General features: G+C 55.9%; 23 protein-coding genes and 4 pseudogenes. 15 read left to right on the forward strand and 12 right to left on the reverse strand.

The genetic code is table 11. The features are described 5' to 3' along the window. Positions 1 to 270: 270 nt before the first annotated feature. The 4 genes from OCY70_RS11160 to OCY70_RS11175 all read left to right on the forward strand — a co-directional run bounded on the left by OCY70_RS11160 (position 271) and on the right by OCY70_RS11175 (position 3,551). Positions 271 to 1,224, forward strand: a complete 954-nt coding sequence (locus OCY70_RS11160; protein ID WP_213429908.1) for an ABC transporter ATP-binding protein — start codon at positions 271 to 273, stop codon at positions 1,222 to 1,224. After that, a complete protein-coding gene (locus OCY70_RS11165) occupies positions 1,221 to 2,027 on the forward strand; it encodes an ABC transporter permease (protein ID WP_213429909.1) in 807 nt (268 codons plus the stop codon). Before OCY70_RS11160 ends, OCY70_RS11165 begins: the two co-directional genes overlap by 4 nt. A gap of 218 nt (positions 2,028 to 2,245) precedes the next feature. Further along, positions 2,246 to 2,641 carry a holo-ACP synthase gene (gene acpS, locus OCY70_RS11170; RefSeq protein WP_213429910.1) on the forward strand — a complete coding sequence of 132 codons (396 nt, stop codon included), beginning with the start codon at positions 2,246 to 2,248 and terminating at the stop codon, positions 2,639 to 2,641. A gap of 196 nt (positions 2,642 to 2,837) precedes the next feature. Continuing rightward, a complete protein-coding gene (locus OCY70_RS11175; protein ID WP_249725443.1) occupies positions 2,838 to 3,551 on the forward strand; it encodes a sensor histidine kinase in 714 nt (237 codons plus the stop codon). Here the strand turns inward: OCY70_RS11175 and OCY70_RS11180 are convergent. The 4 genes from OCY70_RS11180 to OCY70_RS11195 all read right to left on the reverse strand — a co-directional run bounded on the left by OCY70_RS11180 (position 3,460) and on the right by OCY70_RS11195 (position 5,606). Then, the gene (locus OCY70_RS11180) at positions 3,460 to 3,801 is read right to left on the reverse strand and encodes a c-type cytochrome (protein WP_213429911.1); all 342 of its coding nucleotides are present in this window, start codon (positions 3,799 to 3,801) and stop codon (positions 3,460 to 3,462) included. The genes OCY70_RS11175 and OCY70_RS11180 overlap by 92 nt on opposite strands. Before the next feature lie 117 nt (positions 3,802 to 3,918). Continuing rightward, positions 3,919 to 4,395: an Lrp/AsnC family transcriptional regulator gene (locus OCY70_RS11185; protein WP_006678024.1), complete on the reverse strand. Its 477-nt coding sequence runs from the start codon at positions 4,393 to 4,395 to the stop codon at positions 3,919 to 3,921. 21 nt (positions 4,396 to 4,416) lie between these two features. Further along, on the reverse strand, positions 4,417 to 4,791 hold the full coding sequence (locus OCY70_RS11190) for a DUF1634 domain-containing protein (RefSeq protein ID WP_261944854.1): 375 nt from the start codon (positions 4,789 to 4,791) through the stop codon (positions 4,417 to 4,419). Next, entirely contained in the window at positions 4,788 to 5,606 is an 819-nt protein-coding gene (locus OCY70_RS11195; RefSeq protein ID WP_373871502.1) for a sulfite exporter TauE/SafE family protein, read from the reverse strand. The genes OCY70_RS11190 and OCY70_RS11195 overlap by 4 nt, the downstream gene beginning before the upstream one ends. A 337-nt stretch (positions 5,607 to 5,943) precedes the next feature. On the opposite strand from OCY70_RS11195, the pseudogene OCY70_RS11200 reads away from it, so the two are divergent. Next, positions 5,944 to 6,054, forward strand: a pseudogene (locus OCY70_RS11200) (A/G-specific adenine glycosylase); the annotation flags it as partial. Between the two features lie 162 nt (positions 6,055 to 6,216). Here OCY70_RS11200 and OCY70_RS11205 read toward each other — a convergent pair. Next, positions 6,217 to 7,407 (reverse strand): IS4 family transposase, encoded by a 1,191-nt coding sequence (locus OCY70_RS11205; RefSeq protein WP_261944552.1) that lies wholly within the window; start codon positions 7,405 to 7,407, stop codon positions 6,217 to 6,219. Positions 7,408 to 7,566: 159 nt separating this feature from the next. On the opposite strand from OCY70_RS11205, the pseudogene mutY reads away from it, so the two are divergent. Beyond that, positions 7,567 to 8,580, forward strand: a pseudogene (gene mutY / locus OCY70_RS11210) (A/G-specific adenine glycosylase); the annotation flags it as partial. Between the two features lie 105 nt (positions 8,581 to 8,685). Continuing rightward, on the forward strand, positions 8,686 to 9,195 hold the full coding sequence (gene def, locus OCY70_RS11215; protein ID WP_213430295.1) for a peptide deformylase: 510 nt from the start codon (positions 8,686 to 8,688) through the stop codon (positions 9,193 to 9,195). A 556-nt stretch (positions 9,196 to 9,751) separates the two neighbouring features. On the opposite strand, the pseudogene OCY70_RS11220 reads toward def, so the two are convergent. The 5 genes and pseudogenes from OCY70_RS11220 to OCY70_RS11240 form a co-directional block, all read right to left on the reverse strand. Beyond that, a pseudogene (locus OCY70_RS11220) lies at positions 9,752 to 10,696 on the reverse strand (transposase). Positions 10,697 to 11,626: 930 nt separating this feature from the next. After that, positions 11,627 to 12,478 (reverse strand): annotated as a pseudogene (locus OCY70_RS11225) (formylglycine-generating enzyme family protein); the annotation flags it as partial. 410 nt (positions 12,479 to 12,888) lie between these two features. Next, positions 12,889 to 14,127, reverse strand: a complete 1,239-nt coding sequence (locus tag OCY70_RS11230; RefSeq protein WP_213430297.1) for an ROK family protein — start codon at positions 14,125 to 14,127, stop codon at positions 12,889 to 12,891. Then, complete coding sequence (locus OCY70_RS11235) at positions 14,120 to 14,656, reverse strand: chromate transporter (RefSeq protein ID WP_213430298.1); 537 nt, start codon at positions 14,654 to 14,656, stop codon at positions 14,120 to 14,122. Before OCY70_RS11235 ends, OCY70_RS11230 begins: the two co-directional genes overlap by 8 nt. A 43-nt stretch (positions 14,657 to 14,699) precedes the next feature. Continuing rightward, positions 14,700 to 15,359: a chromate transporter gene (locus OCY70_RS11240; protein ID WP_213430299.1), complete on the reverse strand. Its 660-nt coding sequence runs from the start codon at positions 15,357 to 15,359 to the stop codon at positions 14,700 to 14,702. Positions 15,360 to 15,591: 232 nt separating this feature from the next. On the opposite strand from OCY70_RS11240, the gene OCY70_RS11245 reads away from it, so the two are divergent. Further along, the gene (locus OCY70_RS11245; RefSeq protein WP_249725506.1) at positions 15,592 to 16,080 is read left to right on the forward strand and encodes a sulfatase/phosphatase domain-containing protein; all 489 of its coding nucleotides are present in this window, start codon (positions 15,592 to 15,594) and stop codon (positions 16,078 to 16,080) included. Positions 16,081 to 16,188: 108 nt separating this feature from the next. On the opposite strand, the gene OCY70_RS11250 is transcribed toward OCY70_RS11245, so the two are convergent. Continuing rightward, the gene (locus OCY70_RS11250) at positions 16,189 to 16,986 is read right to left on the reverse strand and encodes a hypothetical protein (protein WP_261944855.1); all 798 of its coding nucleotides are present in this window, start codon (positions 16,984 to 16,986) and stop codon (positions 16,189 to 16,191) included. Here OCY70_RS11250 and OCY70_RS11255 point away from each other — a divergent pair. Both OCY70_RS11255 and OCY70_RS11260 read left to right on the forward strand, forming a co-directional pair. Further along, positions 16,954 to 17,700, forward strand: a complete 747-nt coding sequence (locus OCY70_RS11255) for a substrate-binding domain-containing protein (protein ID WP_213430301.1) — start codon at positions 16,954 to 16,956, stop codon at positions 17,698 to 17,700. The two genes, OCY70_RS11250 and OCY70_RS11255, sit on opposite strands and share 33 nt — an antisense overlap. A gap of 152 nt (positions 17,701 to 17,852) precedes the next feature. Continuing rightward, a complete protein-coding gene (locus OCY70_RS11260) occupies positions 17,853 to 18,503 on the forward strand; it encodes a TVP38/TMEM64 family protein (RefSeq protein ID WP_213430302.1) in 651 nt (216 codons plus the stop codon). Between the two features lie 71 nt (positions 18,504 to 18,574). On the opposite strand, the gene OCY70_RS11265 is transcribed toward OCY70_RS11260, so the two are convergent. Beyond that, positions 18,575 to 19,189, reverse strand: a complete 615-nt coding sequence (locus OCY70_RS11265; protein ID WP_197255511.1) for a superoxide dismutase — start codon at positions 19,187 to 19,189, stop codon at positions 18,575 to 18,577. A 454-nt stretch (positions 19,190 to 19,643) separates the two neighbouring features. Between OCY70_RS11265 and OCY70_RS11270 the strand changes: the two genes are divergently transcribed. From OCY70_RS11270 to folE, 5 genes are all read left to right on the forward strand, one after another. After that, the gene (locus OCY70_RS11270; protein ID WP_213430303.1) at positions 19,644 to 20,081 is read left to right on the forward strand and encodes a GNAT family N-acetyltransferase; all 438 of its coding nucleotides are present in this window, start codon (positions 19,644 to 19,646) and stop codon (positions 20,079 to 20,081) included. Positions 20,082 to 20,209: 128 nt separating this feature from the next. Beyond that, positions 20,210 to 20,761 (forward strand): DUF402 domain-containing protein, encoded by a 552-nt coding sequence (locus tag OCY70_RS11275; protein WP_213430304.1) that lies wholly within the window; start codon positions 20,210 to 20,212, stop codon positions 20,759 to 20,761. Positions 20,762 to 20,957: 196 nt separating this feature from the next. Beyond that, entirely contained in the window at positions 20,958 to 22,691 is a 1,734-nt protein-coding gene (queG, locus tag OCY70_RS35755) for a tRNA epoxyqueuosine(34) reductase QueG (protein WP_213430305.1), read from the forward strand. Positions 22,692 to 22,890: 199 nt separating this feature from the next. Next, entirely contained in the window at positions 22,891 to 23,097 is a 207-nt protein-coding gene (locus OCY70_RS11290) for a YneF family protein (protein ID WP_168180073.1), read from the forward strand. Between the two features lie 53 nt (positions 23,098 to 23,150). Continuing rightward, complete coding sequence (folE, locus tag OCY70_RS11295) at positions 23,151 to 23,744, forward strand: GTP cyclohydrolase I FolE (protein WP_213430306.1); 594 nt, start codon at positions 23,151 to 23,153, stop codon at positions 23,742 to 23,744. Positions 23,745 to 23,898 lie beyond the last annotated feature (154 nt).

Genomic DNA, 23,898 nt, shown 5'->3' on the forward strand with positions numbered 1-23,898 from the left:
TCATCTTAAACGTTAACTATTTTATATCAATATAAGGTTAACAAATGATAAAGATAGAGACAATACCTATCGGCAAACGGCAGGGGCTGCTCTCGCGGTGGATAGGTTTAGGCACCGTGGAATCGGACCTTCTTGGCCGGCTCCCTCCTCGGTCTTCAGACCGAGAAATAAATTCTTCTGCAGCATGAATCCGTTTTCAGGCGGCGGACGCTTCAGGGGAAGAGGAGCGCCATGTATGCTCATAGATAGAAGAAGGAGGAGGGAGAAGCGGTGAATCGGGTAGTGTATGAGGTCGAACAAGTGAACCAGCTCTATAAAAAGGGAAAGGTCAAAGCGAATATCGACATTTCGCTCCAGGTGCAGGAGGGCGAGATTTTGGGTGTTCTCGGCCCGAACGGCGCGGGCAAATCTACCTTGATCAAGCAAATGATCGGACATTTGAAGCCGACGTCGGGCTCCGTGCGGTACGAAGGAATCGACGTCAGCCAGCAGTCGAAAAGGGTCGCGCAGCAGGTTGCCTATTATTCACAGGAGCCGCATGTGCTGTCCTCGCTCCGGGCGCGCGAAGCGCTCGTATTCACCGGGCGGCTGCGGGGGATGGCCAAGGCGGAGGCCGAGCGGCAGGCTGAGGAGCTGCTGGAACTTATGGGGCTGGCCGATAAGGGAGGGAAGCTGCTGCGGCAGTTATCCGGCGGCCAGCGGCGGATGGTTGGCATCGGGACGGTCATGATCGGCCGGCTGCCGGTGATGATATTGGATGAGCCCACGAATGAGCTCGACCCGGCCAATCGGCGGCTGGTCTGGACTCTGATCAAGGAGCGCAATAAGCAGGGCGCTACCGTCATTCTCGTCACGCATAATGTGCTCGAAGCGGAGCAGGTCGTCGATCGGGTCGCGGTGATCAATCACGGCCGGCTGCTGGCGAACGATACGGTCGCGAAGCTGAAGCAGAAGGCCGATCACCGCCTCAAGTTCGAGCTGACGACGGAATTCGGGCGCCGCGAGGATACGATGCGGGCGATGGAGCGCTGGGGGAAGCTGCACAGCAACGGAGAGAACCGGCTCATCCTGCTGGTGAACAAGGAGGACGCCAGTCAAGTGCTCGATTATATCGTCCATTCTCCGGAATTGCCGATTGAGGAATATGCTGTAAGGCCGCCAAGCCTGGAGGATGTCTATTTTCATATTGATCAAGAGGTAGAGAAGGAGGTGGCGGGAGCATGAATCCGGCGATTACTCCACATCCGAATTCGGAAGCGGCATCCGCTCCGCTGCAAGGTCCGGGCCGCGCGCTGACCGAGCTGTCCGTCCTGTTCCGCATTCAATTCGCTATCATCCGGGACAGTTGGGCATGGGTGCTGCTGATGGCGACGATGTTTCCGTTAACGACGATGATGTTCATGACCTTCTTCACGGACAATCCAAGCGAAGAGATGATTACTCGCATCATTGCGGGCAACCTGATTTTCGGGGTCATCGTGATGGGGATGAACAGCATGGGCCAGGAGATTTCATGGCAAAAGCATCAAGGGCACTTTACGTACTACGCTTCGCTTCCGATCTCCAAAATGAGCTTCGTCATCGCCAATCTGCTGCGCGGCTTGATGAGCACGCTGCCGTCTACGGTTATTTTGGCCGTCATCGGAAGCCTTGGCTGCGGTATCGCCTTCCACTTGTCATGGGGACTGCCGGTCGTCATTATTTTATCGCTTGCCAGCGTCGTCGGCATCGGGGTGTGCATCGGCTTCTGGTCGCCGAATCACCAGCTGACGAACATGATCTGCCAGGTGCTCATGATGTTCATCACCTTCTTGTCCCCGGTCATGATGGACATTCAACAGCTTCCGCTGCCTCTGCAGTGGGTGTCGTATCTGTTCCCGACCACCTATGCCGCCGATGCGATGCGCACGGTGCTGCTGATTGGCTGGACCGACAGCGTCATGTGGAACTGTCTCGTGTTGCTCGCCTGCAGCATTGTCACCTTGTTCGTCATTAACAAGCTGGTGAAATGGCGGGTGAGCGAGTAGACGGCAGCACGTGGGGAGGCTGCCCCGCAGGAAAGCAATCTGACGGGAACTAACCTCACGGGAGCCGAACGGGCCATGCGGAATCGGATGCAACAACACCAGCCCGCTTTGCCGGAGGCTAACTTGCTTCTTACGGCTTCTCAGTTGTATGCTCTCTATATAAAATGGAGCGTAACCGAATAAAATGGAGCGTAACCGAAAAGAAAGGAAAGAGGTTCGTGATCTACGGTATCGGGCATGACATATTGGAGCTGGAGCGGGTTGCCCGCCTGTTGAATGGCTCCAGCGGAGAGCGCTTCCTGCAGCGGATCTTGACTGCGGGCGAGCGGGAGGCGCTGGCGCAGCGGGAAGCGCGCCGGACGGAATGGGTAGCCGGCCGGTTCGCGGCCAAGGAAGCCGTCGTGAAGGCGTTCGGCACCGGAATCGGCCCGCTGATCGGCTTCCAGGATATCGAAGTGCTCTCCGATGCGCTCGGCAAGCCGCATGCCCGTCTCAGCGAGGCGGCCTGGAGCCGGCTCGGCCTGTCCCGCGCCTCCTGCCGCATTCACGTCAGCATCTCCCATCAGCCAAGCCTCGCCTCGGCGCAGGCGATCGTGGAGCGGCTGCCGGAATAAGGGCCGCTGACAGACACCGCCCTTGGCGGACTGCCCGGTTGTTGTATAACCTTGCATCCGCACGGCGAAGCCCCGTTCCCCGTTCAGGGGGCGGGGCTCTTTGATGTAAACATGCGTATATTGCAATCTCATGGGGCTTCCTCCATAATGGGAGTAAATTCCAATGCGTGGCGACGGATGATCACCGTGGGAGGAAATGAATACAAATACCGATGACAAAACAAAAACGCACTTGGAGCCTCGCGAAAAAAGTGTATTGGACGACGGCGGTCGGTTTTTTCTTATTCACGGCATTGTTCATGGTGATGCAATTGATGTTTTTCGAGCCCTATTCCCGCGCCTGATCTCCCATCCGCTTGTCAAGCTGAACGAGATGGCGAAGCGGCTGGCCCGGCTTGATTTCTCCGTGCGGACCGAGATGAGGCGCCAGGATGAGATTGGAGAATTGGCCGCGACCTTCGACTATTTGGCTACCGAGCTGAACGGCATGATGGGAGAGCTGCAGGCGGCGAATGAGCAGCTGCAACGGGATATCGAGAAGGAGAAGCAGCAGGAGCTGTTGCCCAAGCGGTTCGTCGCCAACGTATCTCACGAGCTGAAGACGCCGGTCAGTCTGATCCAAGGCTACGCGGAAGCGCTTCGCGACAATGTGGGCCAAGGGGCGAAGCGGCATAAGTACGCCTCGGTCATCGTGAACGAAGCGGAGCGGATGTCCCGCCTCGTGAAGGATCTGCTGGATCTGTCCCAACTGGAGAGCGGGCGCTTCGATCTCTGGTGGAGGCAGCCGTGCCTCGACCCGCGGCTTGAGCCGTGTCCCGCTACTTCTTGCCGGCCAGCCATTCGGCGACCTTGTCAATGTCATCCGGATCGATATTGCGCTGCGCAGGCATGCGGCTGCCCCCGTTATTGATCGTATTCACGATGTCTTCCTTCGACAGCCGTTCCCCGATCTTTTGCAGGTTCGATTCCGGCCCCATCAAGCCTTGCAGTGCATCGCCGTGACATTGCATGCAGCGCTGCTTGTAGACGGCGACGGCTTCCTCCGGCCCTTCCAGCGTCGAAGCGGACGACGATCCGCCGCAAGCGGCCAGCAGCATGCCGATTGCGAGCAGCAGCGCTCCGCCTGCCGCGGCGCGCGCCGATAAGTTGCGTGTGCGCATGGAACCCTTCCTTTCCCGTACTTTCCGATTTGTCTATGATCTTGTACTCAGTATAGGAAAGGAATTCCTCGAAAAGCAAGCTTTCCGCCGCAATGTTGCAGAAGGTTCACAACTGAGTTACAACTTCATGCCCATCCGGCTCTTGTACCGCTTGATCAAAATTTGCGTTTCCACGCTCATAATGCCGGGAAGGGGATACAGCTTCTCTTGCAGAAATTGCTCCATCTCCCGGTTCGAAGCGAACAGTCCATGCATATGCAGCTTGCTCGGGCCCGTCATATGATACAGGCTCGTCACGCAGGGCTCATTCGCTAATTGCTCTGCGACCTTCATCAAGTATTGGGGCTCCACCTCGACATTGAAAAAAGCAGAGACCCGGATGCCCAATTTTTCCGGATTGATGACGATCGTGAACTTCTCCAGCAACCCGTCTTCCATCATCGCCTGTACCCGGGCTTGAACGGCTACGCGGGACAGGTTGACCTTCTTGGCCAGATCGGTATACGAGATCCGGCTGTTGCTGTGCAGCGCCGACAAAATCATCTTATCAATCTCATCGAGCGATGAAGCGGGAATATCGTCAAAGGAGAACATGCGGACACCTCCTGAAGTTCGTTAACCAGCTCTGCCCAACGCCAGACTTATCATCAGAATGACGAAGACGAGCGATGTAATAGCGACATAAATATCGTCTTTCTCTTTGGCAAAGACGAAAATCGAAATAAAAACCCTTACGACCGGGGTCATAATGAGAAGCAGCAAGCCGCCCATCATAATCGCATAGGCTCTGCCGGCGGCGATACCTTGTATAATCGCCGTGACGGTGGTCGGATATTCGCCCTCCGGATAGCCGCTCACTCCCGTAACAAGGAACATGATGAGTCCGGTCACAATGACGGCCGCGCTCGTCAGGACGCCGATTCGCAAAAACGAGCTGACCGCGGCTTCGACATCAAGCATTTGCTTCTCTTTATTCTTCGGTTCGTTCATCCTTGACCACCTATCCCTTGTATAATCATTTGGATGGCAACGTAGGCCAGTATCGGTACGAACAGCTTGCGTATCGTTTTGTTTTTCAAACGCTGCATAATGCGCGTGCCCAGGGTGGCTCCGATCAAGACGCCGAGTGCGACCGGTGCGGAGATGACGGGATCGATATCGCCGCGGAACAGGTAGACGCCGGCGCTGGCAGCCGCCGTGACCCCCATCATCAGGTTGCTGGTCGCGCTGGATACTTTGAGCGGCAGCTTCATGAACAGATCCATGGCCATCACCTTGAAGCTGCCGCTGCCGATGCCAAGCAGGCCAGAGATGACGCCTGCGCCATACATGACGCCGAACCCGCCGTATGGGTTGGCCACGGTATAGTGCACTTCCTGCTGAATCGCCTTGTCATAATAATGGCTGTGCAGATTCAGCTTCGTCGCCAACGGATGGGGTTCGACTTCGGCCGGCAGGTCGGATTTGGCCTTCTTCAGCATGGCCAGGGCAGAGTACAGCAGCAGCAAGCCGAAGATAACATAGAGCCAGTCTGGCGCGATAATCGCTCCGAGGAAAGCTCCGGTAATAGCGCCTACCGTTGTCGCAATTTCAAGGAACATGCCGACGCGGAGGTTCGTAATCCGGTCCCTGATATAAGCGATGGCAGAGCCGCTGGACGTCGCGATGACGGAGATAATGCTGGCTCCGATGGCATGATTGATGTCGATACCGAAGAGCAGCGTCAATGCGGGAGTGACGATAATGCCGCCGCCAAGCCCAAGCACGGATCCGACGATGCCGGCCAGGACGGAAATCAGCAGCATTTCAAAAGCAAAGAGAGTCACGAACGCATCTCCTTTCTAAGAAAGTATAAACGAAGGCCAAGGAGAATTATTTTGTTGAGACTTGCGTAATTACATCATTTCGAAATAATAACTCCTTGAATAGGTTTCAATGTGTACAAATATATCATATAATGACTTCGATTTGTTTGTGATTTTGAAAAAATACTTTCTATTTTGTCTGAGACTTGTCCGCGGTTCCAGCGGGGGGCTGCAAAAAAACGGGGGAAGGGATTGAACAAATACGTAAGGTTGTTTATCGTTAAGATCGTTAAAAAGTAATATCCTTAATTTTAACAAACGTGAACGGGAGGCCGTCATGAACGAACAAAAGCGTTATTTCAGCCGGGAGCTGCTGAGTTGGTACCGTGCGAACCGGCGGGATCTGCCTTGGCGGCGCCATTCGAATCCGTATTATACATGGGTATCCACTAGCGTTGCATCGAGCGGTTAGTTCATAATCTAATTTCAATTAACATCAATATATGATATATATTTACATTTGCGATGTCCGCGCTAAGTCTAAAAAAGTCGAGCTGGAAACAGACCCTACGCGTTATCCATTATATGTAAAAATCGTTTTCGTTTGTCATTACGTCACAATCAGTCTCGGTTTCATCGACTTTGTTGCCTTTTTCGGACGTCTCCCATTTCGCTTTGGTCGACCTCTAGATGTTCGAGTCGGCTTGCGGTTGAGTGCAGCGATCAAATTTTCCCATGGTTTTTCCGCATAGATGCGAATCAACTGGAGGAGGTCCCATGTCGACTTTTTACAGTCCAGTGTTAATTTAATCAGCAAACAGAGAGCATACGCGATTAAAGCAATATACATTTGGTTCCAAATCGCTTCGGCCGTATAACCGTGGGGTTTTACCAATCGAATATGCTGCTTGACCCATTTAAAAAACAACTCAATATGCCAGCGATTTCGATAAATCTCGGCAATTTGATGTGCGGATAAGTCAAATCGATTCGTTACAATTCGATAGGTACGCCCTTGGTCATCCTTAAACTCAATCAAACGCAGAACCGCTGGCAGCTCCGGCATCGTCACATCAGCATCAAGGATAAACCCATTCTGCCTTTTGGGGAGGTCTCTTTTTCTGATGATCGTTAACCGGCTCTTTTGCTTGACGCGGCAAACAAATTTAATCTTATCCTCTACCCATTTCTGAAAATGGTCGTATACCTGGTATCCTCGGTCCATCACGTAGGTCGCATCTTTATCCACTGTAAATTCCAACACGACTTCATGATCGGCTACATCTTTGGTTGAAGCGACGATCTTGTCTGGATACATCGTTTTGGAGTCCGCAACGACCAAGGAGGTGTGCATCTTCACGCCATGGCTACTTTTGGAACAATAGGACCATTTCGCGAGAATGGGAGGTAGTGTAATTCCCGATGAATCGATTAGCTTGAGTTTCCCAATACCAGGCGTAATGCCGCGTTTCCCTTTTGTAAGTTGCTTGATTCGATCAATGAGCGAGAAAAAGAGCGTCTGAAGATACTCCATAGGCAGCCGTTTCAGCTTCCGCGATAGTTGAGAAGCGCTTATGCTCTTGAGACCCAGAAGATCTTGAAATTCAGGATTAGCCGCTACATGCTCTGACATGACTTTGTATGAGTCTCGTTGCTGAAGCTGTGCCTCTACAAATAAGAGTGTCGAAGAGCCGACAAACAGCTTTTGGGCCCGGTAATCCAATGACTCGTGTCGAGTAGAATGGACATGTAACCATTTTAGGCATTGACAAATGACGTTATGATTCGGTACGTTATCCATAAGAAATCTCCTTTGTTGAGGCGTTTTATGGATAACGTTAGGGTAACTCAACAATAGGAGATTTCTTTATTTTTGTCCATGAATATAGTTCAATAAGTTACAAATATAGAGACTTATGGGATAGAAATTTTCGTAAAAAGATTGATGCAACGCTAGTGATGGGTATCGGAAATTATGCTCCAGCAGACTCGCGTCGAGACCGTCAAGCCTTACTTCGAGCGCTTCATCGCTCTTTTTCCGACGGTCGAGGCGCTGGCCGAAGCACCGGAAGAAGAGGTGCTGAAGGCGTGGGAAGGGCTCGGCTATTATTCGCGAGCCCGCAATCTTCAAGCTGCCGCGCGTGAAGTGAAGGCGCAATACGGCGGCAGCATCCCGGACGACAAGGCCAAGGTCTCGGCCTTGAAGGGCATCGGGCCGTATACCGCGGGCGCGATTATGAGCATCGCGTTCAACCGGCCCGAGCCGGCCGTCGATGGCAATGTCATGCGGGTGCTGTCGCGCTACTTCCGCCTGCATGACGACATCGCCAAGGCCGGCACCCGCGCGCACATGGAGCATCTGGCGCAGGAATTGATTCCGGAGGGCTGTGCCTCGGAATTCAACCAGGCGCTGATGGAGCTGGGCGCGCTCGTCTGCACGCCCAAATCCCCGGCGTGCCTGCCATGCCCGGTCATGGAGCATTGTGCCGGGCGGATTGCCGGCGAGGAGCTGATGCTGCCGGTAAAGACCAAGGCGAAGCCGCCGAAGCGGGAGCTCCGCTATGCAGCCCTCGTGGAAGGCGCAGGGGAGCATGCGGGCAAGGTGCTGGTGCGCCAGCGCCCGGACGCCGGACTATTGGCGCGCATGTGGGAGCTGCCCCATTTGCTGGCGCCGAAGACGGGAGGGCTGCTTGACTTGCGGGAGGAAGAAGCGATGGATGCGCTGCGGCAAGGGATGCAGTCGGAGGGCGTATGGCTGAAGCCGCTCGAGCATTGGACCGATGCCGAGCATACGTTCAGCCACATCCATTGGCAGATGCGTGTGTACCGCTGCGGAATAGAGGATGCCTCGAAGGCGATTGCCGGCGGCAAATATGCCTGGATCGGGCCGGAAGAGATGGAGCGGCTGGCGTTCCCGAACTTATTTTTACGACTATTGCATGCTTATTTCGCCGAGCAATGGCAGCACGGATAACACTTCTGCGGCGTTCCTATGATATAATAGACACCATTACGAAAAGGCAGGCCGACGGCAGACGTCATCCTGCCTTTTCGATTTGAAATGAGGGTGAGTGTGTTCATGGCTCAACGAGAAATCCTTCCTTTTGGAGATCCGATACTGCGCAAAATATGCCGTCCTGTTACCGAAGTGAATAACCGGATCTTGGCCTTGCTCGAGGATTTGAAAGATACCCTCTATGCCCGCCCCGGCAGAGCCGGCTTGGCGGCGCCGCAAATCGGCGTGCTGCGGCGCGTGCTCGTCATGGACTGCGGAGAAGGCCTGATAGAACTGATTAACCCGCAGCTGCTGGCGGCCGAGGGGGAAGAAGATGGGATGGAAGCGTGCCTGTCCTACCCGGGATATTACGGCCGCGTCAAGCGATACCAATACGTCAAAATCAGCAGCATGGATCGCAACGGGAAGACATTCACGCTGGAGGGAGAAAACCTCCTCGCCCGCTGCATCCAGCATGAGATGGACCATCTGGACGGCAAGCTGTTCATTGACCATGTGACCGACAGCCATCTTGTCCACGAAGCCACTCATCAATATGTCCCGCTGCTCGACGTGATCCGCCTCTCGAAATAATCGATTATAGTCATATTTTCGTCCAGCAGACTGTTCTGTTCGGCATTGTAATATTCCCGGCATCCTTGTGTGGCGACGAGTAATGCGATTAGATGATTCTGGAATACCTTTATATTCAGGAAGGGCGCGGATATTTTGACATGGAGCAGGCGGCCCAGAAGACGATAATAGGACAAGATAGTATAGTAGATACCAAGAAGTGCTCGGATCGTTGAATATCCTGAATGGAAGGATGCTTTACAGGACAGTGGGGTTTAAAGTTCTTTTGGCCATTATCCCATCCACTCATAAAAAGGGCATAGTAGCAGTACTGCAGTTCTTGCTCCCTCACAAGTAACCAACTGAAAAGTTTTCTGAAAAACAAAACTGCAGCCTACCAGTCTCTCTAAGCCTAAGTTATTCGCACCCCAGCTATGCTCAACGCTCATCAGGAGAGGGGCGCGTTGAGGGCATTGCAGAAAATAGGTGCTAAGTGCATCCTCATGAAAGGCCTATTGTCAGTGAATAATAGACGGACGTTACACCCATTTGCATATTTTCCTGCGTTGGCATCTGCCTATGCAGCGGAAAATACATAAGAGGCGTTCGATACACGCGCATCATTGAACGACAGGCATAAACGCAATAAATAGCCCCACGATGATGATCCTCGGGTTGCTGCATTATGGCGGAAACAGAACTCATCCAGGTACAACTGAAGGTATGTAGACCCGATGCCGTGAAACGTACTATTCATCCACTGCCAGGCACGCTTGAATGTCTGGCACAGGTATCTGTTGCGCTTGACCTAGAAGTAATAGCGAATAATCGAGACGGTAGAATCGCTATGAGCGTGAAGCTTGGCGAATTCGTCAGAACCTGTGCGCAAGAGAGACTTGCCGGAGCAATGCGAACGGTCAACGATCTTCATTTTGATCCTCCGGGTATGGGCGGTTTGTTCTTCCATTTCGATATCAGAAGCTGGATTGACTGCATCTGAACCGGCGGACTCCGCACTGTTCGACTCAGCAACAATGATCGGGCACTCCCGTTCATGGAGAAGAATAGGGGAGTAATAGGGACGGCCATAGAAAGCTACGATGCCATGAACCTCTCCTTCCAGCGGCTGAGCGCTGTCGGCACGGTTAATGGCTTTTCGTATCTTATGGAGCATGGACCAAGCCGTCTTATATGTCACTTGAATGAGTGCACGAAGTTCAACAGCATTCAATGAAATGTCGGTACGGGAAACGAGCCAGATTGCCGTAATCCATTTCCATAGCGCCGTACGGCTTCCCTCCATTATCGTTCCTGCAATTAGCGAGGTCTGATGGCGGCAAGCGCGGCAATCATATAGCGGCAGCCGACGCGTTTTAATGACATAGGCCTCGCCATGATGGCAGCGTGGGCAAGTAAAGCCATCAGGCCATTTCATACGAAACAAGAAAGAGTGGCACTCAGCTTCGTTATGTAACAGCTGCAGCAGTTCTTCCACCCTATCAATCGACTCCCAGGCGCTCATGCCGTTTCCCTCCTCGAAAAGAAAATATAGGAACATACATTCTGTTTTTATTATAACGAACTAATGTTCTTGTTTCAAGTGTTTATTTGAAAATTAATCCATAAACTTTCCGTTGTCCAGTCCTCCATTATCCTCAGAAATTTGCAAAGAATTTCAAACACTTAATATATAGCCTTCAGGAGCTAGCTAAAAGGTGTAGAGTGCTTTTATTGGATAACAACCATGCTTTTTTGAAACAAATGGCTCTCTATTAGCTTTGCGTCACTATCCCATTGAATCAGCTTAAGTGGAGGGGATATTGATGAAAAGGACCTAAACACAGAGGCTGCTAGATTCGACAAGAGAAGGGCGCTGTCGGTAATGGGCACATAGACAGGACGACGGAAGTGAACAAGGCGTAGAATGGAGGTGAGCAGGAGTGAGGATAGCCGAGGTGAACACTAGACAGAGGGAGCGAAAGTGGGCAATAATCTAGGCAGCAAAGGTGAGAACTAGACGGGAGAGCATGGATAGGCATTAGTCTAGATAGCCGAGGCGAGCACTAGACAGAGGGAGCGAAAGTGGGCAATAATCTAGGCAGCAAAGGTGAGAACTAGACAGGAGAGCATGGATAGGCATTAGTCTAGATAGCCGAGGCGAGCACTAGACAGAGGGAGCGGAAGTGGGCAAGAGTCTAGGCAGCAAAGGTGAGAACTAGACAGGAGAGCATAGATAGGCATTAGTCAGATAGCCGAGGTGAGCGCCAGACAGGAGTGTGAAATAAGAAACAGGCAGGATAGCGGGAGTAAAGTAACGGTCCCGAGGGGACGAAGACTCCCCGAGTAGGGGGCATAAAAAACCGGAGGCAAGGAGGCCTCCGGCTATTGGCAATTGGTGTGACTCTCCGCGATGGCAAGGTCTCTTGCGTGGAGAGGCATTGGATGGCGTTGGCTAGTTGGCGTCGGCTGCGCAGCGGAAGCCGAGGTTGCCGGTGGAGCTGTCGGGAGTGTTTTTGCTGCGTGCGCCGACGCGGTAGCGGTTGCAGTATGATTTGTGGCACAGGTAGGAACCGCCCTTCATGACGCGTTCCGTCCCTGTCTGCGGTCCGCGCGGTTGAACGGCCGGGCCGCGCTCGTTCGGGTTGGCGGTGAACCAATCCGCGCACCATTCCCAGACGTTGCCGGCGACGTTGTACAGTCCGTAGCCGTTCGGCTCGAAGGCGTCGACGGGAGCGGTGCCGATGTATCCGTCGCTGGCGTTGTTTTTGACGGGGAATTTGCCCTGCCATATGTTGCAGCGATGCTCGCCATCCGGCTTCAGCAGATCGCCCCAAGGATAGCGTCTGCGCTCCAGTCCGCCGCGGGCGACGAACTCCCACTCGCTCTCGCTGGGGAGGCGCGTGCCGGCCCATTCGCAGTAGGCCCGGGCATCATGCCATGACACGTGGATGACGGGATGGTTCATCCGTTGGGCGACGCTGCTCCCGGGGCCTTCCGGGCGATGCCAGCAGGCCTGGCGGACGCCAAGCCACCAGGGGGTTCCCTGCGGGCGGCCGATGATGTGCTCCTCTTCCAGAGCGGGAGCAAGCAAATGGAAGACGTAGGACCAGCCGAAGCGCTCCGCTTCAGTTACATAGCCTGTCGCCGCGACGAAGCGGGCGAAGTCTTTATTGGTGACGGCATAAGGAGCAATCCGGAAGGGGCCAACCGTTACCTCCCGGATCGGCCCTTCCCCGTCCGCCGGGAACGCTTCGGCATCCTCGGAGCCCATGGCGAATGTGCCGCCTTCCAGGAGGATGAAGCTGTCAAGGGACGGACGCGACGCAGCGCCTCCGTCCACGTTGGCCAGCAGCTTCCGTGCGGCCTGGACAGACTCATCCGGCGGGAGGGCAGCGGCAGTATTGTCTAGGCCCGTCGAAGAAGTAGAGGCATGGAGTCCGGAGCAATCGGGGCCGGCTTGTCCGTTCAGGCGATCTCCGGCCGCCGGTTCTGCCGAGAGGGAGGTGCCGCGCGCTGCCGCGCAGCAAGGCCGCGGAGAACCGTCCGGATGTTGGTTGCTTTGGGTCATCGTGATCGCCTCCTTGGCATTGTTGTGCTTAAGTTGCTGTACTTTTTCGTCATGCGGCTGTGTGCTAGATAATCATGCCGCGGCTTCCCTAGCGAGCCCGGGAAGGCAGTGTCATGCTTAAGGGTATTGTACTTAAGTGTATTGTATTACATGTGCATCGCCGGGGACGGCGAGACGGGCGCCGTCAGCTGATCCAGCACCATGAGCGCTCCGCCGACCGCCAGGGCGTCTTCGCCGTAGCTGCCCTTGCTGAAGACGACCTGATATTGCGGGTAATGATAGGTTTTGCGAATCGCTGTCTGCGTCGCGGTATAGAAATAGAGATCGTTAATATTCATGAACGGTCCGCCCAGCACGACGCGCTCCGGATGGAGCACATTGAGCAGGTTGGCAAGCCCGACGCCGAAGTAGGTTGCTGCTTGGGTAACCAGCTCGGTGACGAGCGGATCGTGCTTCTTCATCGCCTCGATAATATGCGGGAATGCGGCAGGCTCCCCGCGGGGCACGATATGCTCCAGCAGGCTGCGCCGTCCGATGCGCAGCATCGCGTTCGCTTCGCGCTCCAGCGCGTAGATGGTGGCATAAGAGTCAAGGCAGCCGTAATTGCCGTTCGCGGAGCGGTTAGGGATGCCGTCGGCCTGAATGATCATTTGGCCGAGCGCCCCCTCCATGTCGACGGCTCCGTAAATGAGCTTGCCGTCGGACATCATCGCCGAGCGGAGACCGATCCCGACATGAAAGTACAGCATGTGGCGCACGTCCATGGAGCGGTTCGCCCAGGCCTCGGCGCGGATGGCCGTATTCGCGCCATTGTCCAGCAGCACAGGCAGGTGCAGCCGCCGCTCCAGCTCGGCGACGATAGGCACGTTCTCCCACCCGGGCGCAGGGAAATACTCCGGCTGCAAAATGACGCCGTCAAACCGGTTGAGCGGTCCGACAGCGCCAATGCCAAGACCGAGTGCCGTATCCGAATTCAGCCGGTACTCGTCCATCCATGTATGAATATGGGCCGTTACGCGCTCCACAAGCCGCTCCGGCGTCATCTGGTCGTTCATCTCGATGACGTGGGCCGCCTTCAACTGTCCGGCCGTGTCCAGCAGGACGAGCCGGGATGAGGTCCGGGAGATATCAAGCCCGAAGGCATAGCCGTATTCCGCGCGGACACGGTACAGAATCGGACGCCGTCCGCCCGTGGAGGCGCCGAAGCCGCTCTCCACGATAAGGCCGAGCGCCGTCAGTTCCTCCAGTACACGGGTCAGCGTGCTGACGGTAAGGCCGCTCTCGCTGACCAGATCATTTTTCGATATTTCCGGCGCCCGGCGGATTCGTTGAAACAGTTCTTTTCCCTTTTTGGAAGGGATGCGTTGCTCCAATGCGTTACCCATAGATTACCATCCCCGCTATTCCAGACAATATGATGACCGTGATCGGATGCAATCGAAGCCGAATCAGTGCGAACAAGGCTGCGATGAACAAAATGATCGGCCAGGCCGAGCTGATGGTCCAGCCGTCCAGGTAGCCTGCGTTGCGCGTCATGTTGACGGCCGCCAAGGCAATCAGCGCCACGACGGCAGGCTTCATTCCATCCAATGCGGACTGCACCCACTGATTATCATACACGCGATAGAAAAATGTGGCAACGGCGAACATGATGATGGCCGACGGCAGCGCGATGCCGAACGCGGCCATGAGGCTGCCCGGCCAGCCCGCCGCGGTATAGCCGACGTATACGGCGCTGTTCATCGCGATAGGCCCGGGAGCCATGCCGGCCAAGGCGACGGCTTCCGTATATTGCGAGGCGGTCAGCCATCGATGGCTCAGCGCTTCATGCTCGATCGCCGGCAGCATGGCATAGCCGCCGCCGAACGAGACGAAGCCCAGCTTGAAAAACGTCCAAAATAAGTCCCATAGCATGTGCTGCATCCTTCTTTCCGGGCGATTCAATAGGATTCATCGTCTATCCTTGTTCCTGCTTGACCTGCCGGGAGGAGGAAGGCGGGTGGGGGGAAGAGGCGGAATAAGGGCCCTCATGGCGCCGCAGTCTGCGGTGCCGGAACCATTCCGCCACGAGGCCGGCAGCCGCTCCGATGGCAAGCACGGCAATCGGATTGAACGGGGTCCACAGCAGCAGGGCAACGGACAATAAGGAGACCGTCCAGCCGAAAACGTGACGCAAGGCGTCTCTTCCCATGCCGAAGGCGGCGTATACGATCAGGGCGATGACCGCCGGCTTAATGCCCGCAATTGCTCCCTGCACGTAAGGATTGGCGCGGAACCAGGCGGCAGCCACCCCGAGCGCAAGCATGATGAGGACGGTGGGCAAGGCAATCCCCATAATGGCTGCGATCAGGCCGGGAAGGCCTGCAATCCGGAAGCCGACAAGAGCGGCAACATTCAGGCCGATACCCCCGGGGGCGGCGCCGGACAAGGCGGTGATTTCCCCCATTTCCTGTTCGTCGAGCCACCGGCGCTTCTGAGTCACTTCCCGATCGATGACCGGCAGGATCGCATACCCGCCGCCGAAGGTCGTCGGGCCGATTTTGAGAAACGTAGTAAATAATTGCAAAAGAAGAGCGGGATAACCCGGTGATTTTCTGGCGTTCGGAGTGTCGCTCATCGCTTCATCCCCATTCTTGTGACTGACATACTTTGCTATGTCTCTTCTGCTAGTATAACTGACTTTTATCCAAAATGGAATAAAGTCAAGAGTGAGAGGGGGGATTTCCTGAAAAAAGCTTGTGTTGGAGCGGGGCGTAAGAAGAATTCGGAGAAATCTAACCAATCTTTCGTTCGTTATGATAAAATGGTTGCGGAATGATAGGGCTTACAATCGAACTTATTTTTTATAGTTGGCGCCGAACCTGGATGAGCTGGCCCGTACAGGCGTGCCGGTGCCGGCGGGCGTGGACGGGAAGAGCATGCTTGCGGCGGCGCGCGGCCGGAAGCGGGAATGGCGCGAATATTTGCACGGCGAGCATGCCCAGGGAATGGCTTCGACGCACTGGGTGACGAACGGCAAGGAGAAGCTCATCTGGTATTCCCAGACCGGCGTGGAGCAATATTTTGATCTCGTTCATGATCCGCAGGAGCTTCACAATGCGATCGGGGATGCCGCCGTCCAGGAGCGGGTGGCGTATTGGCGGCAGGTGCTCGTGCGGGAGCTGAAGGACAGGGAAGAAGGTTACAGCGACGGGGAAAAGCTGATTACGGGGCGTACGCCGATCACGTGCTTGTCCCATATTTCAATTGGTCGACCGGGAGCAGCCAGCCCGCTTGGGCCAGATCGGCTTCCAGGGCCGCTTTTTTGGCGGCGGCCGCAGCGCCGTCCGCTTCCTTGAAGGAGGCCTCTACGATGTAATCAAAGCCGGTGCCGGCTTCATTTTTTATCTCCCATACTTCAATGTCGATTTTGCGGCCGTCCCACAGACCGCTGGAACGGGTGGCGTTCACGGGCCGTACAGCTTCTGAACGGCTTGAAGCCGGTTCACGCCCCATTGCGGCGCGCTCCAATTGACGAATTTGCCGGGCGCTTCATCGATTGCCCAGCTTCGGGTGGTCGGCAGGTCAGGCAAGGCCATGCCGCTGAAGGCGTCTTGTTTCACTTTTTTCTTGCGGGAAATGCTCAGCGTCTGCTTGGCGTACCCCCAATCGACCTGCGCTTCGTAATTGGTGTCGTCTGCGGTAAAGCCGTCCCGGGCCGCCTGGGCGAGAGCCGCATTCAGATTGCCATTCTCGACGGGATAGCGCTTCTTGTACACAATCTCGAATTTGTTGCTGGCGTCGTTTTCTTTTTTGCGGAGGCGGACATACCAGCCTTCTTGATTGATGCGCTGATCATTCGTGTCCAGGAACTGGACCCGGATCTTCTCGGCAGCCCTTGTCTGGAAAAAGTTCCGGAGAGCGGGAGTCAGCTCGTGATTGGCATCGAGCACAAGGCTCGGATCCAGGAACAGTTTGACTTCATAATCGGGCGTCATCGGCTGCGGCGCCGCGGCGGAGGAAGCGGGCTCCGCGGACGCTGCGAAGGAAGCGAACGCGATAAGGATCGCGACGATCCCGATCTTCCGGGTGTTGAGCTGCTCGTAATAGAAGCGGGCTGCGGGTGTATGCATCATGCCGTCGGTGACGAGGATGACCCGTGGCGGTCCCTCCAGCACCCGCATCCGCTCGTCATCGCTGCCGACGAGGGCGAGCCGCGAAGCGGGAAGCTGGTGCTGACGGAAGCGGGCGAGGCGCTGCATCATTATGCGCGCCGCATCCATGCCTTGATGGAGGAGACTTATCACGTCATGGGAGACTTCACGGAGGGCGGCCGGGGCACGGTGCGGATCGGCGCCAGCCATGTGCCGGGGGCGTATTTGCTGCCGGATGTGCTGAACGCCTTCGACACGCGCTACCCCGACGTTACGGTGCATCTCGAGATTCAGACGGCCCCGGCCATCGAAGAGCGGCTGCGGCAGCATGAGCTCGATATCGGATTATCTCGTCGCATCCGTTCGAGGCCGACGATCTCCATCAGCAAGTCTGGCTCGAGGACGAGCTGGTGCTCGTCGTGCCGCCCGGGCATCCGCTGGCGCAGGAAGGAGCGCCGACGGCGGAGCGGATCGGCGAGGAGCCGTTTATTTTTCCACGATACCCAATCGGCGACGCGGCGCATCATGCTCGAATGGGCGAACGCTCACGGTATCAAGCTGACCTCGCGGCTGCACATGAACTCGATCGAGGCGATCAAGCGGGCCGTTATCCATGGGCAAGGCGTGACGCTGCTGTCGGAACGGGCCGTGAGCCAGGAGGCGGCGAATGGGACGCTGATCGCCATCCGCCTGCCGGAGCGGGGGTTGAAGCGGTTCATTTACCGCTGTTATCACAAGGAACGGTGGATATCGCCGCCGGTGAAGGCGATGTGGGACATGCTGCAGCAGTACGGGACGCTCGGCAAGCCGGAGGGGCAGTCGTAGCAGGCAGCTGCAATGTGCAGGAACGCAAGCGAATGAGCGAAGGGGATAGCGGCTGTAAGAGGGGGCATTCAAGTCGAGAGCAATGATTGTGCGGACATTTTACACTAGAATGGACAAGGGCTTGTACCGTTAGAGGAAAACGAGGTGAAGGCATGGGGAAATGGGCCACCGCGGCCGTCTATATGCTGGCTATGGCCGGAATCTGGTTCTGCCGCGAGGAGCTCCTTCATTGGATAGAGAGCTTGAAGTCCTCCCGCGATGCGGCCGCCGCCGCGCAAATGTTCATCATGGCGGCGCTTGCTTCTCTTTTTCCCGTCATCCCGTTCGGGGTCGTCGGGGGCATTATGGGAGCCGCGTACGGACTATGGCTGGGCGGGTTGATGAATGCAGCCGCTTCGACGCTCGGGGCGGCCGTCATGTTCCTCGCTGTCCGCCACGGCTGGCAGGAGCAGGGCAGGCGCTATCTGGATCGGGTCTCCCCGCTGCACGAGCTGAACGCCGCGATGGAACATCGCCCGGTGACATCGATCTTCATCGCCCGAACGATTCCGGTGCTTCCTGCGATCGCGATCAATGTGTATGCGGCGCTCGTGTCGGTGCCGTTCGTCTCTTTTTTGCTGGCTACGGCCGCAGGCAAGCTCCCGGTGATGCTCGTCTTTGCCTTCATCGGGGAGCAGCTGTTGGAAGACGGCCTGAAGATTCCGGCCGTGCTGCTCCTCTATGCGGCATTGGCGGGCGGATTATATGCGGTATACCGTTATCGCGCGGGCCGGAGACGGAAGGAGCAGACGGAACGGTTCTGATATGGACATGCAAAAAGGGACCGTCCCCAAGGTCTGGCAAGACCCGGGGGACGGTCCCTTATTTTCATTTCTTATTTTGCGGCTTCTTCGTATTTCTTTTCAACTGCCGGCCAGTTGACAACGTTCCAGAACGCAGCGATGTAGTCCGGGCGCTTGTTCTGATATTTCAGGTAGTAGGCATGCTCCCATACGTCCAGGCCGAGAATCGGAGTTTTCCCTTCCATCAGCGGGCTGTCTTGGTTCGGCGTGCTGGAAACGGACAGCTTGCCGTCTTTGTCGACTGCCAGCCAAGCCCAGCCGGAGCCGAAGCGAGTCGCAGCCGCTTTTGCAAAATCTTCCTTGAACTTGTCGAATCCGCCAAGCTCCTTGTCGATTGCTTCCGCCAGCTTGCCGGACGGTTGACCGCCGCCGTTCGGTCCGATGGTCTCCCAGAACAGGGAGTGGTTCGCATGGCCGCCGCCGTTGTTGCGGACTGCCGTGCGGATGCTCTCAGGCACGCTGTTCAGATCGGAGATGAGTTCTTCAACGGATTTGGACTGCAATTCTGGGGCAGACTCCAATGCCGCATTCAGGTTCGTCACATATGTGTTGTGGTGACGGTCATGGTGAATCATCATCGTCGTCTCGTCGATGTGAGGCTCCAGTGCATTGTTCGCATACGGAAGAGCTGGTAATTGATGTGCCATTCGTTCATTCCTCCCAAAAAATATGTAAGTGATATATTCTCATTTAACCATGAGTCGGGCTAATAAATCAACATAAATGTTTCAAAAGTCAAAGGTTTGTCATAGGGCCTGACTTTATATCCTTACCCAATATAAGATGCTTTCAAACGTAGCGCAGGCGCTCACAAAGTTCGTCACAAAATTGGCACAATTGCCAATTATTTATACCTATGGACCCAATAGTAATGTAAACGCTTTATTTAAAACGCTTACACGAGAAAAACCGTGTTTTTTCGGCGTTTTTACGCGAATCTGAATGATAAAGAAGGAATTTCGCGATTTTTGTCGTATTTGTAAATACTATATATAATGATATGAGAGCAAAATGGATGTCCGTTGGCGCAGACTGTTTGTTCACAGATAGAGAAGAGAACCGTATATTTTACACCAAGCTCAGGATGAGGGAGAGTAAGACATGAACGTTCGATCCTTTCGTTTGGCGGATTATTTGCCGGCTACTCAGTTATTGAAGGAATCGCTGTCCGAGGAATGCTGCGAGAAGACGCTGGATGCCTTCGCGCGCCAGTTGTCCTTGGATGGAGAGCTTGTGCTCATCGCGGAACAGGAGAACCCGGACGGGGAAACGATCATGGTCGGATTGGCTATCGGCACCATCGATCGCAACAACGGGTACTACTATCGTCTGGCCGTGCACCCGGAATTCCGCAACCAAGGCGTAGGCAAGGCGCTTGTGGCCGGAATGGAGCAGAAATTCCAGCAGCGCAAGGTCCGCAACATTATGATTGCTGCGGATGAGCATACGGAATTCGTGCTGCCTTGGTTCGAGGCATTGGGATACGGGGCCCAGCATGTCTTGCGTTCATTGAAGCAGCTTCGGATTGTTGCCGGCTAGCTGTCTCTGAATTGAACATTTGTCGCCGAATGGGAAGGCATATCTTTACAACCGTTGCAATCGGGGTGAAGATATGCTTTTCTATTAATAATAAGTGAAGAGAAATGAAGTAAAGCCGAGGAAAACGCATGGAACGTTATGAGAAAGCCCTTGTGAAAAGTTTCAAACACGATGGCCATTTGCACCGGATGTGGCTGGAGAACTGGATCGTGCCCTCCTCGCTCGTGCATCCCGAGCATGCCGCTGAAGGAATGTTCGTGCTGATTAACAGCCAGACTCCGATCAGGGAAGCGGACGGGAAGCAATGGAACAGCAAAATTCCTGCCGTTACGTTCCTCATTCCGAAGCAGTGGTTCAATGTGGTGGCGCTGATTGAAGATCACGGCATTCGCTACTACTGCAATATTGCCTCGCCCCCATACCGTACGGACAACATTTTCACCTATATCGATTACGATCTGGACGTCATTCAAATGCCCGGAGGCCAGGTGAATGTGGTGGACCAGGACGAGTATGAACAGAACCGGCATATATACCACTATCCTGATCTGGTGGAGCGGAAGATCAGTGCCGGCCTCGAAGCGGTGCTGGAACGGATTCGGCATCGCCGGCCTCCGTTCTGGGACGATGAGGTGCGCCGGTACTACGACGACTGGAAGCAGGCGATCCAGCCGGAATGAGGGGATTCATCTGCAAGCAGCAGACTGGCGGAGCCAGGAATGCGGCAGGGGATGAATGGAAATGCAGGGAAGTCAGACCTTAACAGGAGCGGCGCCTGCTCTGGGGAATCCGGTACCCGGAGCTAGGGGGCCGTTCTGTATGTATTTAGAGCGGCGCGGAACCGCGCCGTGACATCAATCGAAGGAGGTGAACGGGATGACGGAACAGAAGCAAACGGTAGGATGGACACCACACGGAACAGACCAAGCGGCCGGGGCCGAGGCGATCCGGGAAGCGGAACGCTGGCAGCGGCTCAAGCAGGAGATTATGGACGCGTCCCCTTCCCTGGGCATCGACCAGGTCGGCTTCACGACGGCAGACCCGTTCACCGAATTGAAGGCGCGCCTGCAGCATTCCATCGATCAAGGCTATGCGTCCGGGTTCGAGGAGCCGGACCTCGACAAGCGGACACAGCCTGCGCTGCTGCTCGACGGGGCGCGCTCCATTATCGCGATCGCGGTCGCTTATCCGTCCAAGCTGGAGGGCGGTCCGAAGTCGGAGCCGGGCGCGTACCGGGGAATGTTCGCCCGGACCGCATGGGGATTGGACTACCACCAGGTGCTGAGGGACCGGCTGCAGCGGCTGGAGCAGTTCCTGCGCGAGCGGGTGCCGGAGGTGCGGGTGAAGAGCATGGTCGACACGGGCGAGCTGTGCGACCGGGCGGTCGCCGAGCGATCCGGCATCGGCTTCAGCGGCAAAAACTGCTCGATTATTTCCCCGAAATGGGGCTCGTGGATCTACTTAGGGGAAATGATTACGAATCTGCCGCTGCCGCCGGATCACCCGCTGACCGAAGATTGCGGGGAATGCACGCGCTGCCTCGATGCCTGCCCGACGGGAGCCTTCGTCGGTCCCGGGCAGCTCAATGCGCAGCGCTGCATCTCGTTCCAGACGCAGTCGAAGGAGATGCTGCCGCATGAGATGATGGTCAAGATAGGCAACCGGCTGTACGGCTGCGATACTTGCCAGATCGTATGCCCGAAGAACCGTGGTCTGAATTGGACCCATCATGCCGAGATGCAGCCCGATCCGGAGCAGGCGAAGCCGCTGCTCGTGCCGCTGCTGTCGCTGTCGAACCGGGAATTCAAGTCGCAGTTCGGCAGCAGCGCGGCGGCGTGGCGCGGGAAGAAGCCGATCCAGCGCAACGCGATCGCGGCGCTCGGCAATTTCCGCGACCGCCAGGCCGTCCCGGCCTTGGAAGGGCTGCTGCGCGCGGATGAGCGGCCGGATATCCGCGCCGCCGCGGCTTGGGCGCTCGGCCAGATCGGCGGGCCGGACGCCAAGCGCATATTGAAGGCGGCGCTAAGCCGCGAGGAGGAACCGAAGGTGAAGGAAGCTGTGATGCAAGCGCAGGAGCGCGCCGAAGCTCAGCAAGAGCCGCTGTATGTGCAGGAGATGGAGAGCCCGCTCGGGCCGTTGACATTGGCCGCGACCGCGACCGGATTGTTCGCGATCGAGTTCGGGGACGCGCTGTCGGCGGCGGAAGGGCTCCAGCGGCGGGCCGCCCGCAGCTACGGCCGCGCCGTCCTGCAGCGCCATCCGGAGCGGCTGCAGGAGGCCAAGCGGCAGTTGGAGGAGTATTTCGCGGGAACGCGCCGCGAGTTCGATCTGACGCTCGATATCCAAGGGACGCCGTTCCAGCGGCAGGTATGGCAAGCCTTGGCCGAGATCCCATACGGGGAGACCCGGTCCTACAAGCAGATTGCGGAAGCGATCGGGAATCCGGGGGCGGTGCGGGCCGTCGGCGGAGCGAATAATCGCAATCCGCTCTCCATTATCGTGCCCTGCCACCGCGTGATCGGAGCCGACGGCAAGCTGGTCGGGTATGGCGGCGGCATGGACAAGAAAATCACCCTGCTCCGTCTCGAGGGCATTCCTTGCGGGCCATGAGCCGCAGGGCGAATCCAGGACAGATTCCATTCGTTTGTCATATTGGAAGGGACATGCTATCATAATGGCGGACGAGTTCCGCGAAGCCATGCCTTCTCACGGATAGATCGAAGTGAGTGTTCAAAAGCCGGGCTTCCTCGAAAGTCGGTTTTTGAATGACCTCATCTAACTAATTTTTTGTTGGGGTGACCATAAGCAGATGATTTGGGTTGTAGGGATTATCGCACTCATTGTGGGTGTCATTATCGGCTTTGCCGGAGGGGTGTTCTACCTGCGCAAACAGATGGAGAAGATGCAATCGGATCCGCAAATGCTTCAAAAGATGGCAAAGCAAATGGGCTACAATTTGAATGCGAAGCAGATGCAGCAAGCTCAGAAAATGATGCAAAAAAATAAGAGAAAATGAAATAACGGAACGGCCCGCGTCCATGGGCACGTTAGGCGGGAGGAGGCACGATTATGGCTGGCTTGAAAGACTATGTCAATTCAAAAGTCGGGGAGAATCGCGAGAAGATCGAACATCACGTAAAAGAAATTTTAAGGCTGATCGGCGAGGATGTCGATCGGGAAGGCCTGAAGGAGACGCCGGCGCGTGTCACCCGCATGTACGAAGAGATCTTCGGCGGGTATGAGGTCGACCCGCGCGACGTGCTCGGGGTGACCTTCGACGAAGCCCATGAGGAGCTCGTCATCGTCAAGGACATTACGTATTACAGCTTGTGCGAGCATCATATGGCGCCGTTCTTCGGCAAGGTGCATATCGGCTATATTCCAAGCGGACAGGTGGCCGGCCTGAGCAAGCTGGCGCGGCTGGTCGAAGCGGTCACGCGCCGTCTGCAGGTGCAGGAACGGGTCACATCGGAAATCGCGGATATTATGGAAGAAGTGTTGAAGCCGCACGGCGTGATGGTGGTCGTCGAGGGCGAGCATTTGTGCATGTGTTCCCGCGGCGTCAAGAAGCCTGGCAGCAAGACGGTTACGATGTCGACGCGGGGCAGCTTCAAGAGCGATGCGGCGCAGCGCGCGGAATTTTTGTCACTGATTAAGCAGTAAATTGGTGCTTTAGGGTTTGAGCAGAACCAATGGAACCCGTTCCGGGCAAAGGGGCGGGTTTTTTGCTTGGCTTGTAGCAAAGGTTGAGAGGGACGAGGCGTTTTTTGGATTAAGGCGCGCTTGCGGCAGAGCGCAGCATGGAAGAGGAGGACGA

The organism is Paenibacillus melissococcoides (assembly GCA_944800085.1).
Lineage (GTDB): Bacteria > Bacillota > Bacilli > Paenibacillales > Paenibacillaceae > Paenibacillus_B > Paenibacillus_B melissococcoides.